The organism is Caldalkalibacillus salinus, from assembly GCF_016745835.1.
GTDB classification, from domain to species: Bacteria; Bacillota; Bacilli; order Caldalkalibacillales; family JCM-10596; genus Caldalkalibacillus_A; species Caldalkalibacillus_A salinus.
In genome coordinates, this window is the sequence record NZ_JAERVL010000028.1 from 15,518 (window position 1) to 28,531 (window position 13,014).

At 43.2% G+C, this 13,014-nt stretch carries 15 protein-coding genes and 1 other annotated feature; all 15 genes read left to right on the forward strand.

Features of this window, described 5'->3' with window-relative positions; all coding sequences use genetic code 11:
• Window positions 1-148: 148 nt before the first annotated feature.
• Entirely contained in the window at window positions 149-817 is a 669-nt protein-coding gene (gene epsC / locus JKM87_RS15160; protein ID WP_202081220.1) for a serine O-acetyltransferase EpsC, read from the forward strand.
• Complete coding sequence (cysS, locus tag JKM87_RS15165) at window positions 798-2,192, forward strand: cysteine--tRNA ligase (protein WP_202081221.1); 1,395 nt, start codon at window positions 798-800, stop codon at window positions 2,190-2,192. Before epsC ends, cysS begins: the two co-directional genes overlap by 20 nt.
• 73 nt (window positions 2,193-2,265) lie before the next feature.
• Complete coding sequence (locus JKM87_RS15170; protein ID WP_202081301.1) at window positions 2,266-2,625, forward strand: Mini-ribonuclease 3; 360 nt, start codon at window positions 2,266-2,268, stop codon at window positions 2,623-2,625.
• Complete coding sequence (gene rlmB / locus JKM87_RS15175) at window positions 2,622-3,365, forward strand: 23S rRNA (guanosine(2251)-2'-O)-methyltransferase RlmB (RefSeq protein ID WP_202081222.1); 744 nt, start codon at window positions 2,622-2,624, stop codon at window positions 3,363-3,365. The genes JKM87_RS15170 and rlmB overlap by 4 nt, the downstream gene beginning before the upstream one ends.
• Before the next feature lie 12 nt (window positions 3,366-3,377).
• Entirely contained in the window at window positions 3,378-3,887 is a 510-nt protein-coding gene (locus JKM87_RS15180) for an NYN domain-containing protein (protein ID WP_202081223.1), read from the forward strand.
• A 68-nt stretch (window positions 3,888-3,955) separates the two neighbouring features.
• Window positions 3,956-4,612, forward strand: coding sequence for an RNA polymerase sporulation sigma factor SigH (gene sigH, locus JKM87_RS15185; RefSeq protein WP_202081302.1), 657 nt, complete (start codon window positions 3,956-3,958; stop codon window positions 4,610-4,612).
• A gap of 255 nt (window positions 4,613-4,867) precedes the next feature.
• Window positions 4,868-5,017: a 50S ribosomal protein L33 gene (rpmG, locus tag JKM87_RS15190; RefSeq protein WP_202081224.1), complete on the forward strand. Its 150-nt coding sequence runs from the start codon at window positions 4,868-4,870 to the stop codon at window positions 5,015-5,017.
• Window positions 5,018-5,117: 100 nt separating this feature from the next.
• Window positions 5,118-5,330, forward strand: coding sequence for a preprotein translocase subunit SecE (gene secE, locus JKM87_RS15195; protein ID WP_202081225.1), 213 nt, complete (start codon window positions 5,118-5,120; stop codon window positions 5,328-5,330).
• A gap of 43 nt (window positions 5,331-5,373) precedes the next feature.
• Complete coding sequence (nusG, locus tag JKM87_RS15200) at window positions 5,374-5,907, forward strand: transcription termination/antitermination protein NusG (protein ID WP_202081303.1); 534 nt, start codon at window positions 5,374-5,376, stop codon at window positions 5,905-5,907.
• A 250-nt stretch (window positions 5,908-6,157) separates the two neighbouring features.
• Window positions 6,158-6,583 carry a 50S ribosomal protein L11 gene (gene rplK, locus JKM87_RS15205; RefSeq protein WP_202081226.1) on the forward strand — a complete coding sequence of 142 codons (426 nt, stop codon included), beginning with the start codon at window positions 6,158-6,160 and terminating at the stop codon, window positions 6,581-6,583.
• A gap of 98 nt (window positions 6,584-6,681) precedes the next feature.
• Window positions 6,682-7,380, forward strand: coding sequence for a 50S ribosomal protein L1 (gene rplA, locus JKM87_RS15210; protein WP_202081227.1), 699 nt, complete (start codon window positions 6,682-6,684; stop codon window positions 7,378-7,380).
• Window positions 7,381-7,433: 53 nt separating this feature from the next.
• Window positions 7,434-7,597 (forward strand) — a sequence feature (ribosomal protein L10 leader region).
• Between the two features lie 35 nt (window positions 7,598-7,632).
• The gene (gene rplJ / locus JKM87_RS15215; protein ID WP_202081228.1) at window positions 7,633-8,121 is read left to right on the forward strand and encodes a 50S ribosomal protein L10; all 489 of its coding nucleotides are present in this window, start codon (window positions 7,633-7,635) and stop codon (window positions 8,119-8,121) included.
• A gap of 32 nt (window positions 8,122-8,153) precedes the next feature.
• Complete coding sequence (gene rplL / locus JKM87_RS15220) at window positions 8,154-8,519, forward strand: 50S ribosomal protein L7/L12 (protein ID WP_202081229.1); 366 nt, start codon at window positions 8,154-8,156, stop codon at window positions 8,517-8,519.
• Between the two features lie 98 nt (window positions 8,520-8,617).
• Window positions 8,618-9,217 (forward strand): methyltransferase, encoded by a 600-nt coding sequence (locus tag JKM87_RS15225; protein WP_202081230.1) that lies wholly within the window; start codon window positions 8,618-8,620, stop codon window positions 9,215-9,217.
• Between the two features lie 246 nt (window positions 9,218-9,463).
• Window positions 9,464-12,997: a DNA-directed RNA polymerase subunit beta gene (gene rpoB, locus JKM87_RS15230; RefSeq protein WP_202081231.1), complete on the forward strand. Its 3,534-nt coding sequence runs from the start codon at window positions 9,464-9,466 to the stop codon at window positions 12,995-12,997.
• Window positions 12,998-13,014 lie beyond the last annotated feature (17 nt).

Sequence of the window (13,014 nt, forward strand, 5' to 3'; positions counted from 1 at the left end):
AGTGGAACCGCGGGAAAGCCGTCTCTGTGCGAGGCACAGGGTCGGCTTTTTTTGTGTGAAATAATGAAGATTCAACCATGACTCCAGATCACGATGCTCGATAAAAAGATCGTTTGATAACCATAGTGAGTCAGGAGGAGAGCGGAAAATGTGGAAAACGTTAAAATCAGATATCCTTGCTGTATTTGAGCGGGATCCCGCGGCAAGAAGCACCCTTGAAGTGGTGTTCACATATTCAGGTCTACACGCTATTTGGGCTCATCGTATTGCCCATGTTCTCTACAAGCGACGTTTCTTCTTTCTTGCCCGGTTTATATCTCAATTCAGTCGTTTTATCACCGGTATTGAAATACACCCCGGTGCCAAGATCGGAAAAGGCCTTTTTATCGACCATGGTATGGGTGTGGTGATTGGAGAAACGTGTGAAATAGGGGACAACGTGACGATTTATCAGGGTGTGACACTTGGTGGAACGGGTAAAGAAAAAGGAAAGCGCCATCCCACCGTCGAGGACAACGTTTTGATTGCATCGGGGGCGAAAGTATTAGGGTCCTTTACCATAGGCAAAAATTCTAAAATAGGGGCGGGCTCCGTCGTGCTAAGAGAGATCCCTCCCAACTCAACCGTTGTGGGGATACCTGGGAGAGTCGTGATGCAGGAGGGCTACCGTGTGCTCAACGATTTAGACCACGTGAACCTGCCAGATCCCGTCTCCGACGTATTGCGTAACATGGAAAAAGAAATAGAGAGATTAACGAAAGAAGTAGAAGAATTAAAGAAAGGACAGGAACAAACCTATGGCCATAAAAATTTATAACACGCTCACGCGGACAAAAGAAGAATTCAAGACATTAGAGCCGAACAAGGTTAAAATGTACGTATGTGGACCAACCGTTTACAACCATATTCATATCGGTAATGCCAGGCCTGCTGTTTTCTTTGATACCGTCCGTCGCTATCTAGAGTATCGCGGGTATGACGTTCAATACGTACAAAACTTCACAGACGTAGATGATCGGATCATTGAAGCAGGTTTAGAACTTGGCAAGAGTGCCGAAGAAGTGGCGGATATGTTTATTGATTCTTATCATGAACATACTGAACAGTTAGGAGTAGAAAAAGCGGACACACATCCACGTGTCACTGAAAACATCCCACAGATTATCGCGTTTATCAGCCAGCTCATTGATAAAGGCCTCGCTTACGAGTCTAACGGGGATGTGTATTATCGTACAACGCGTTATGATGAATATGGAAAGTTATCACATCAGGATACGAACGAATTACAAGAAGGCGTTCGTATAGAAGTAGGCGAGCAGAAAGAAACCCCACTTGATTTCACACTGTGGAAGAAAAGTAAGCCGAATGAAGTCGCTTGGGATAGCCCGTGGGGACCGGGAAGACCCGGGTGGCATATTGAATGCTCATCCATGATTCGCACCTATCTAGGAGATACAATCGATATACATGGCGGGGGCATTGACCTTATTTTTCCCCATCACGAAAATGAAATTGCTCAGACCGAAGGCTTAACAGGCCAACCTTTGGCTCGTTATTGGATGCACAATGCGATGTTGAATATTAATAATCAAAAAATGTCCAAATCACTAGGAAACTTTGTACGTGTGAATGATGTGCTATCCGCGCATGACCCTCAAGTAGTACGCTACTTTATGTTAAACGGTCATTACCGTAGCCCTATTAACTTTAGTGATGAGCTGCTCGAGTCAGCCAAGAACGGATTTGAACGTTTGAAGACCGCTGTGGCCAACCTGCAGCATCATCAGTCTGGAGCACAACCCGGTCAATCTGATGATATAGAGCAAAAAATCGACGAATGGAAAGCACGTTTTGAAGCATCTATGGATGATGATTTCAACACAGCCGATGCCCTAAGTGTTTTATTTGAACTCGTGCGAGAAGTGAATACGGCTATCCATGAACAGGATGCTTACCAAGGAGATTTACAACTTTACCTTGAGCTCTTGTTGAGTTTGTCGCAAGTATTAGGGCTTGAGTTGGTGGAAGAACAAGAATTGTTAGACGATGAGATTGAGCAATTAATTGAAGAACGGAACCAAGCGAGAAAAGAACGGGATTTCGCTAGAGCAGATAAGATTAGAGACGACCTCCAAGCCCAAGGTATCCTCTTGGAAGATACACCTCAGGGCGTACGTTGGCGTAGGAAGTGAGGCGTAAGTCGTGCTATTTTCAGTAGATCTACCGAAAAGTCCTGCGCAGTATAACGGCCTAGCTTTAGCTTATATGGGAGATGCTGTATACGAAATTTATATTCGGCAGCATCTCCTACAAAAAGGTGGGACTAAAGCGCAAGCATTACACCGTAAGGCCACCAGCTACGTCTCCGCAAAAGCACAAGCCAAAGCGATTCTAGAACTCATCAATCAGGAGTGGCTAACAGAACGGGAACTGGACATCGTCAAAAGAGGCCGAAATGCCAAAAGTGGGCAAACACCCAAAAACACAGACGTCCAAACTTATCGATACAGTACTGCTTTTGAATGCTTAGTCGGATATCTATATTTAGACGAACAGTGGGATCGTCTAGAAGCATTATTTGTACAGGCCTTAGAAGTAATCGATAGAAAAGAGGGAGATTCATGAGTGAAGAATGGATTGCAGGCAAGAACCCCGTTTTAGAAGCTTTGCGCTCTGAACGCCCAATCAACAAGATTTGGATAGCTGAGCAATCACAGCAAGGCGCGATGAAGGAAGTTGTTCGTCTTGCAAAACAAAACAACATCATCGTACAGCACGTGCCTCGACAGAAGCTAGATCAACTATCATCAGGTATGGCACACCAAGGTGTATTAGCATCTATTGCTGCTTATGCTTATGCAGAGCTAGATGACCTGTTTAGCAGGGCGGAAGAGAAAGGTGAACAACCATTCTTTTTAATATTAGATGAGATTGAAGACCCACATAATCTAGGTTCCATCCTGCGTACGGCTGACGCAACGGGCGCACATGGTGTCATTATCCCTAAACGCAGGGCAGTGGGGTTAACGGCCACTGTCGCTAAGTCTTCTGCAGGTGCGATTGAATATGTTCCAGTGGTCCGGGTGACCAACATCGCCCAAACGATTGATGAATTGAAGGACAGAGGGGTCTGGATCGCCGGAACGGACGCGAAAGCAGAAGAAGATTACCGGCAAGCGAACTTCGACATGTCCATTGCACTTGTGATCGGTAGTGAAGGCAAGGGAATCGGTCGGTTAATACTAAAAAAATGTGACTTCACCGTGCAACTCCCTTTACTCGGACAAGTGAACTCTCTTAACGCCTCCGTTGCAGCCTCCGTATTAATGTACGAAGTGTATCGCCGCAGGCATCCCTTAACCTAGGGGGGCGAGACATTGGAGGATATACTGATTGTTGATGGCTACAACATCATCGGGGCGACTAAATCAATGGGGATTTTAAATGATGACGACCTTGGAAACGCTAGAGATTGGCTCATAGAGAAGCTAGCGGAATACCAAGGCTATAAAGGGATCAAGGTATATATCATTTTCGATGCACACATGGTGCCAGGGATCGGTAGTAAGCTAAAACAAAGAAGTATCGACATTATTTACACTAAGGAAAACGAAACAGCCGATGAGAGAATAGAAAAGCTCGTACAAGAAATTAAACGTGTCCAGCGTAGGATTACAGTAGCGACATCAGATCATACAGAACAATGGGTTGTGTTTGGACAAGGGGCACTACGACAATCGGCTCGAGAGCTCGTCAACGAATTGAGAAACATGGAAGAGAGCATTGGGCAAACCCTAGAGAGCAAATATCAACAAAAACCAAAATCCCATTTTCCTCTAAGCGATGAACTGGCAGAACTTTTTGATAAATGGCGCAGGGAAAAGTAGCAGACGATTGACGATATTCAGGAAATTCATGTATAATGACGTTACTATTGGGTTGCCGGTTCGGGGGGATGAAGTTGAGTCTTGACTACCAAGAGGTGCGCGAAGTTGATTATGAACAAGTACCAGATGAAGAAGTTGTCGAATTCGTCAAAGAAGGAGATCTAGATGCTTTAGAACATCTGATTAACAAGTACAAGAATTTTGTCCGTGCGAAAGCAAGGTCTTACTTTTTAATCGGCGCAGACCGTGAAGACATTATACAAGAAGGTATGATTGGTCTTTACAAGGCCATACGTGATTTCAAGGAGGACAAGCTATCCTCTTTCAAAGCTTTCGCAGAATTATGTATCACAAGGCAAATTATCACTGCGATTAAGACGGCAACGCGTCAGAAACATATTCCCCTTAATTCCTACGTCTCCTTAGATAAGCCGATTTACGATGAAGATTCTGATCGGACTTTGCTCGATGTGATTTGTGGGACAAGAGTCACTGACCCAGAGGAACTCATTATTAATCAGGAAGAATTTGATGACATAGAAATCAAAATGGGAGAAATTTTGAGTGACCTTGAGAGAGAAGTCCTTATGCTGTACTTAGATGGCCGCTCTTACCAAGAGATTGCGGTCGACTTAGACCGACATGTCAAGTCGATCGATAATGCGTTACAGCGTGTTAAACGCAAACTTGAACGTTATCTGGAGATACGAGAGGTCTCTCTTTAAAAGAGAAATAAATACTCGTAAAAAGCGATTTTACTCTTTGAACTTGAATCGTTTTTTACGAGTATTTTTATACATGTATGCAGCAGGAATGAATTGGAAACAATGAGACTGACCTTCCTCTTGGTATGCGAATTGACAGTCAATTCGCCATATGATAAAGTATTTGGGTGACCATGCGTTCTTTTTGCTAAAAATCGTAAACGTACACAATGAATGGTGTGGAGATAGAAACCCAACTAAGAGGAGGTGTGCGCCATGCGTGTTACAGTAACCCTTGCTTGTACAGAATGCAAACAACGCAATTATACGACAGAAAAAAACAAGCGTACGAATACTGAACGCATTGAAATGAAGAAACACTGTCATTTCTGTAATGCTCATACCACTCATAGAGAAACAAAATAAATAAGCGCGATACTCGCAAGTGTCGTGGTTTTATTTTGCTATTAAGCTATCAATATTCGGAGAGAGAAATCGCGAGTTTTTTTCATGGAGGTGTTGCGTTGTGGGATTCTTATCTAAAGTAGGCAACGGATTCAAAAAGTCAACTAGCTTTTTTCGTGACGGTTGGTTAGAGTTGAAAAAAGTCCGCTGGCCAAACCGCAAAGAGCTAACAAGCTACACGTTAGTCGTGCTATGTACTGTAACATTGGTGGCATTGTTCTTCGCAGTCATAGATTATGGGCTATCTGAAATGCTACGCATTGTATTTCAATAATAATTAAATCCGTAGGGGGGAAGGACGAAGAGTCCTATTCATGATGGAAAAGAGATGGTACGTGGTTCATACTTATTCTGGGTATGAAAACAAAGTTAAAACAAATTTAGAAATGCGCGTTGAATCGATGAAAATGACAGACAAGATCTTTCGCGTTCTAGTGCCCCAAGATGAAGAGACGGAGCTCAAAGATGGAAAGAAAAAGACTGTTATGAAAAAGAAGTTCCCAGGCTATGTGTTAGTTGAAATGATAATGACGGATGACTCTTGGTATGTTGTTCGTAATACGCCTGGTGTAACAGGATTCATCGGTTCATATGGCGGTGGGTCTAAGCCAACTCCCCTATTACCAGAAGAAGTGAACTCACTATTAAAACAAATGGGTGTCGAAGAACCTCGCGTCAATGTCGATTTCACATTGCATGAGAGTGTTAAAGTAAAAGAAGGGCCGTTTACGGACTTTGTTGGCACCATTGAAGAAATTTCGGACGAGAAACAAAAAGTGAAGGTAAGTGTCAATATGTTCGGTCGAGAAACGCCCGTTGAACTTGACTTCACAAGTGTAGAGAAGGTATAGGCAGCGTCCATACCTCTTCTTTTTTTGTGACTTGAAGTGTGTAAGGGTTACATACTGGTCCTTACCAAAAAGTTCATTATTAAAAAGTCCAAAAAAGATTTGAAAGTTATTTAAAACTATGATAACTTTATTGTGTTAGTCTCTAAATAGAGATTTCAATCAAACTGGACGAGTGTTCAGTCTTTTATTGTACACGAGTGGGAGGGCTTAGTGCCCGCAAACCACATCACGGACTAAGGAGGTGTGTCGCGTGGCTAAAAAGGTCATTAAAATCGTAAAGTTACAAATCCCAGCTGGGAAAGCGAATCCAGCTCCACCTGTAGGTCCTGCTCTAGGTCAAGCGGGGATTAATATCATGGGATTCTGTAAAGAATTTAACGCTCAAACTGCTGATAAGGCAGGTTTAATCATTCCTGTAGAAATTACGGTGTTTGAAGATCGTTCATTTACATTTGTAACCAAAACTCCACCCGCAGCCGTTCTACTTAAGAAAGCTGCTGGTATTGAGTCTGGTTCTGGTGAACCTCACACAAACAAAGTGGCTACAATCAAGCGTGATCAAGTACGTGAGATTGCAGAAACAAAAATGCCTGACCTGAATGCAGCTAACGTTGAAGCTGCCATGCGCATGGTAGAAGGAACAGCGCGCAGCATGGGAATTGTTATTGAAGACTAATGATAATCGATAAAAAGATCTTCATGTGAGGGGGCCGAGCTAAGGGCCCCTTCATCGTGGGAGGTACAACCGCTAAGACCACAAAGGAGGAAAATATCATGGCGAAAAAAGGTAAAAATTATCAAGAAGCTGTAAAGCTTGTGGATCGTGAAAAAGCGTACGATCCATCAGAAGCGATCGAGCTTGTTAAAAAAACAGCGAAGGCTAAGTTTGATGAAACGATCGAACTTGCTGCACGCTTAGGTGTTGACCCTAAGAAAGCAGATCAACAAATCCGTGGGGCTGTCGTATTACCTCATGGAACAGGGAAAACACAACGCGTTCTTGTGTTTGCCAAAGGTGAAAAAGCGAAAGAAGCAGAAGCTGCGGGCGCAGACTACGTTGGTGACGAGGATCTCATCAACCAAATCAACCAAGGTTGGTTTGAATTTGACGTCGTTGTAGCAACACCTGATATGATGGCTCAAGTCGGGAAATTAGGTCGTGTATTAGGACCTAAAGGTTTAATGCCTAACCCGAAAACGGGTACCGTTACGTTTGAAGTAGAGAAAGCAGTAAACGAAATTAAAGCAGGTAAAGTGGAGTACCGTGTAGACAAGAATGGTAACATTCATGTACCGATTGGGAAGGTATCCTTCAGCACGGATCAACTTCAAGAAAACCTAGACGCGATTGTTGGCACACTGATCAAAGCGAAGCCAGCATCTTCTAAAGGTATTTACTTGAGAAACGTATCTGTTAGCTCTACAATGGGACCAGGAGTCAAAGTAAACACAGGCGTCTTCACTGGTAAATAATGAAATCTTGACTTGACATCAAGTCAGTGATAAGATAGTATTTGTTTTTGAAAACTAAATTTGGATTTATACCGTAGACAGAAGGTGCGACATGCTTAATATCCTTCCGAGGTATTGACTCAATGTCTGATATAAATGTGAGTAAGTCACGTTTAAATTGACTTTTGAATCATACTGCCTTCGACTGTCTACCGGTCGAAGGTTTTTTAATGCACATACGGTATAGATCATGGTTGAGCAGGAGGTGTAAAAATGGGCGTACGTGAAGAAAAACAACAAATCGTTGAAACAATTGCAACAAAGCTTCGTGACAGCAAGAGCACATTGCTAGTAGATTACCGCGGTCTTGACGTTTCGCAAGTAACTGAACTTCGTAAGCAATTACGTGAAGCTGGAGTAGAATTTAAAGTCTACAAAAACACACTTGCGCGTCGTGCAACGAAAGAAACGGACTGGACTGAACTTGATCAATTCTTAGTAGGGCCTACAGCTATTGCATTTTCAGAGGAAGATCCGATTGCACCAGCTAAAGTAATTGCTGGTTTTGCCAAAGAAAATGAAGAGCTTGAGATTAAAGCGGGTGTTGTAGAAGGGCAACTACTAGAATTGGATGAACTAAAAGAAATCGCAGAGCTACCATCTCATGATGGATTGCTATCTATGTTGCTTAGCGTACTACAAGCGCCTATGCGCAACTTTGCATTGGCTACTCAAGCCGTTGCAGACCAGAAAGAAGAATAATCAATTAAAAATAATAATAGGAGGTCTCACTCATGTCTAAAGATCAAATCATTGAAGCGATAAAAGAAATGTCAGTACTTGAGTTGAACGACTTAGTAAAAGCAATTGAAGAAGAATTCGGCGTAACTGCTGCTGCTCCTGTAGCTGTAGCTGGTGGTGCTGCTGCAGGCGGTGCTGCAGAAGAACAATCTGAATTTGACGTTGTACTTGAGAGCGCTGGCTCTTCTAAGATTAATGTCATCAAAGCTGTTCGTGAAATCACAGGACTTGGGCTTAAAGAAGCCAAAGCACTTGTTGACGAAGCACCAAAGCCTCTTAAAGAGGGCGTAGCAAAAGAAGAAGCGGAAGAAATGAAGAGCAAGCTTGAAGAAGCAGGCGCGACTATAGAGCTTAAATAACACCATTTTTACACTCACTAACAACCATGACCCGCTGTCCTTTGTCAGCGGGTCATCTTAATCAACTGTTTCCCTGTTGGAATAGGAGGCGTGATATGGTGGCTGACCATTATTACACTAAACATCCGCGGGTCAAAAGTGCAGAAGAAATGATTTCGGTCAACCTGAGATCCAAAACTTTAACACTATACACGGATAGCGGTGTTTTCTCAAAAAAAGGGGTCGATTACGGTTCTAAGCTACTCGTAGAGCATATTGAAGCTGGGGCAGATGCTAAGATCCTCGATATAGGCTGTGGGTACGGCACAATCGGATTGACTCTAGCCAAAGAAATGAGTAGCAGAAAAGTCACATTAGTCGATGTGAACGAGCGAGCCGTCTTACTTAGCAAAAAGAATGCTGACCAGAACAATATTGCAAATGTGAGCATCTTTCAAAGTGATTTATTCCATTCCGTTCAGGATAGGGATTACGATATGATCGTATCAAACCCTCCTATTCGAGCAGGGAAACGAGTCGTCCATGCATTGTTAGAGGAAGGTTATGACTACTTGAGCCCTACTGGGGAATTATGGATTGTGATTCAAAAGAAACAAGGGGCAGCTTCTGCTCTAAAAAAACTAGAAGAGATTTATAGTCAAGTACAGGAAGTAACAAAAAACAAAGGATATCGTATCTATCAGGCTAAAAAGGGTTAAATTGTAAATATATTGACTGCATATAGGATTTGTGATAACCTTATAAAATGCCAATATAATTTTTTCTTTTAGAACGGCTTGATCACGGTTTGTCAAGTGGATTTTCTGCTGAAAAGGAAGTATGAATTGTATAGTTTTCGGAAAATCTACAATAATAGAGGAATTGTTTAAAAAATGAGGTTTACATATAACCCATTTTTCTTTTTTGTATGAATATCACAATACTCGCGTTGAGGGGTGAATGACTTGGCAGCTAAACTTGTTCAGTATGGACGCTACCGCCAAAGAAGAAGTTACGCCAGAATCAATGAGGTATTGGATCTCCCTAACTTAATTGAGATTCAACAGGCTTCCTACGATTGGTTCTTAGAAGAAGGTTTAAGAGAGATGTTTAAGGAAATCTCTCCAATAGAAGACTTCACAGGGAACCTCGTATTAGAATTTATCGATTATAGTTTAGGAGAGCCGAAGTACTCTGTAGAGGAGTCAAAAGAGCGCGATGTCACCTTTGCCGCTCCCCTTAGGGTCAAAGTACGCCTCATCAATCAAGAAACAGGCGAGGTAAAAGAGCAAGAAGTATTCATGGGAGACTTCCCACTGATGACCGATACAGGAACGTTTATCATTAATGGTGCTGAACGTGTCATCGTCAGTCAGCTTGTTCGCTCACCTAGCGTGTACTTTAGTAAAAAGATTGATAAGAACGGGAAAATGGGATTCAATGCAACTGTCATCCCTAACCGAGGAGCCTGGTTAGAGCTAGAGACGGATGCTAAGGATATTGTATACGTGCGTATTGACCGTACCCGTAAGTTGCCCGTTACAGTGTTATTGAGGGCTTTAGGATTTGGAAGTGACCAAGAAATCCTAAACTTATTCGGGGAAGATGAATATATTCGCAATACATTAGAAAAAGACAACACAGACTCAACAGAAAAAGCTTTAATTGAGATATATGAACGCTTAAGACCGGGTGAACCACCAACAGTAGACAATGCCAAAAGCTTATTGGAATCTCGCTTCTTTGATCCTAAGCGTTATGACCTTGCTAATGTTGGGCGCTACAAAATTAACAAGAAACTACACATTAAGAACCGTCTGTTCAACCAGAGATTAGCTGAAACGCTCATAGACCCTGAAACGGGTGAAATTTTAGCAGAAGCTGGACAACAGATTGATAGAAGGTTACTCAATAAATTGATACCATTACTAGAACAAGGTATGAACTTCAAAGATGTTCATCCTGTTGAAGGTGTCTTAGAAGATGATATCGGGCTACAAAGCGTTGATATTTTCTCTCCGCTAGATCAAGAGAGTGGGGAAGTCGTTAAAGTCATATCAAACGCACAAATAGACAAAGATGTTAAGCATATCACACCTGCAGATATTATTTCCTCAATTAACTATTTTATTAATCTCTTGCATGGTGTGGGTAACACGGATGACATTGACCACCTAGGTAACCGTCGTCTGCGTTCAGTAGGGGAACTGCTCCAAAACCAATTCCGTATTGGATTGTCTAGGATGGAACGTGTTGTAAGAGAACGGATGTCCATTCAAGATGCAAACGCGATTACCCCTCAGGCACTAATCAACATACGTCCTGTAATTGCATCCATTAAGGAGTTCTTCGGTAGCTCGCAGTTATCCCAATTCATGGACCAAACAAACCCACTAGCTGAGCTCACGCATAAGCGTCGTTTATCAGCACTAGGGCCAGGTGGTCTTACACGTGAACGGGCCGGGTTTGAAGTGCGTGACGTTCACCACTCTCACTATGGACGGATGTGCCCAATCGAAACACCAGAGGGACCAAATATCGGGCTGATTAACTCCTTGTCATCCTTTGCGCGTGTGAACCTCTACGGTTTTATTGAAACACCATACCGAAGAGTCGACCCAGATACAAACAAAGTAACGGATGAGATAGAATACCTAACAGCAGATGAAGAAGATAACTATGTCATCGCACAGGCCAACGCTAAACTTGATGAAGATAAGCGATTCCAAAATGAACAGGTTGTTGCACGTTTCAAGGATGAAATTCTAACTGTAGGAAGAGACCGCATCGATTACATGGACGTTTCTCCAAAACAGGTTGTATCAGTCGCGACCGCATGTATCCCATTCTTGGAAAACGATGACTCTAACCGTGCACTGATGGGTGCGAACATGCAACGTCAGGCGGTGCCATTGTTAACACCACGTTCACCTATCGTAGGAACAGGAATGGAATACAAAGCAGCAAAAGACTCTGGGGCAGCTATGATCGCCAAGTATCCAGGGGTCGTTGAGAGAGTAACTGCAAAGGAAGTTTGGGTACGACGTACAGAAGAAGTAGATGGCAAGACGGTCGAAGGCCCTCTTGATAAGTATCGTTTACTCAAATATCAACGCTCTAACCAAGGAACTTCCTATAACCAGCGTCCGATTGTTAGAGCAGGGGACGTTGTGACCAAAGGCGAGATTCTAGCTGATGGACCGTCAATGGAAGTTGGTGAAATGGCACTAGGGCAAAACGTACTCGTCGGATTTATGACTTGGGAAGGTTATAACTTCGAGGACGCCATTATCTTAAGTGAAAGACTTGTGAAAGACGATGTCTATACTTCGATTCATATCGAAGAGTATGAGTCTGAAGCGAGAGACACGAAGCTAGGGCCAGAGGAAATCACTCGCGATATACCGAACGTCGGGGAAGATGCGCTAAAGAACTTAGACGAAAGAGGTATTATCCGTATCGGTGCTGAGATTCATGACGGAGACATTCTAGTGGGTAAAGTCACCCCTAAAGGTGTAACGGAACTCACAGCTGAAGAACGTCTACTGCATGCGATCTTTGGAGAAAAAGCGCGTGAGGTTAGAGACACGTCACTCAGAGCACCACATGGAGGCTCCGGTATCGTACTAGACGTGAAAGTCTTTACGAGAGCAAACGGAGACGAATTACCACCAGGTGTTAACCAATTGGTGCGCGTCTATATTGCTCAGAAGAGAAAGATTTCCGAAGGGGATAAGATGGCAGGTCGACATGGTAACAAGGGTGTTATCGCTCGTATCCTTCCTGAGGAAGATATGCCTTACCTACCAGACGGTACGCCTCTAGATGTCATGCTCAACCCATTAGGGGTACCTTCTCGAATGAACATCGGGCAAGTGCTGGAGCTACACCTAGGAATGGCAGGTAGAAAACTCGGTCTACACATGGCTACACCTGTTTTTGATGGCGCTAGAGAGGAAGATATCTGGGATACGCTCGAAGAAGCAGGCATGGATAGAGACGGTAAATCAAACTTGTTCGACGGTCGAACAGGAGATCAATTTGACAATCGTGTATCTGTCGGGATCATGTACATGATTAAGCTAGCACATATGGTTGATGATAAGATCCACGCTCGTTCAACAGGTCCATACTCTCTTGTTACGCAGCAGCCACTGGGCGGTAAAGCACAGTTTGGTGGACAGCGTTTTGGTGAGATGGAGGTTTGGGCGCTTGAGGCTTACGGTGCGGCATACACACTACAAGAGATTCTCACAGTGAAATCTGACGACGTTGTGGGCCGTGTCAAAACTTATGAATCCATCGTAAAAGGAGAAAATGTACCGGAGCCAGGCGTACCTGAGTCCTTTAAGGTTCTGATTAAAGAACTCCAAAGCTTAGGTATGGATGTGAAAGTACTTTCCTCCGATGAACAAGAGATTGACATGAGAGAGATTGACGAAGAAGAAGAACAATCAAACGAGAAACTTAACCTTAACCTTGAGGCGAATGAGCAATAATCATATGTGAAAAAAAT

Bases quoted from the DNA above. Each gene is read 5' to 3' on its own strand.
- epsC (WP_202081220.1), top strand. From the start codon at position 149: ATGTGGAAAACGTTAAAATCAGATATCCTTGCTGTATTTGAGCGGGAT.
- cysS (WP_202081221.1), top strand. From the start codon at position 798: ATGGCCATAAAAATTTATAACACGCTCACGCGGACAAAAGAAGAATTC.
- JKM87_RS15170 (WP_202081301.1), top strand. From the start codon at position 2,266: ATGGGAGATGCTGTATACGAAATTTATATTCGGCAGCATCTCCTACAA.
- rlmB (WP_202081222.1), top strand. From the start codon at position 2,622: ATGAGTGAAGAATGGATTGCAGGCAAGAACCCCGTTTTAGAAGCTTTG.
- sigH (WP_202081302.1), top strand. From the start codon at position 3,956: ATGAAGTTGAGTCTTGACTACCAAGAGGTGCGCGAAGTTGATTATGAA.
- rpmG (WP_202081224.1), top strand. From the start codon at position 4,868: ATGCGTGTTACAGTAACCCTTGCTTGTACAGAATGCAAACAACGCAAT.
- nusG (WP_202081303.1), top strand. From the start codon at position 5,374: ATGGAAAAGAGATGGTACGTGGTTCATACTTATTCTGGGTATGAAAAC.
- rplA (WP_202081227.1), top strand. From the start codon at position 6,682: ATGGCGAAAAAAGGTAAAAATTATCAAGAAGCTGTAAAGCTTGTGGAT.
- rplJ (WP_202081228.1), top strand. From the start codon at position 7,633: ATGGGCGTACGTGAAGAAAAACAACAAATCGTTGAAACAATTGCAACA.
- rplL (WP_202081229.1), top strand. From the start codon at position 8,154: ATGTCTAAAGATCAAATCATTGAAGCGATAAAAGAAATGTCAGTACTT.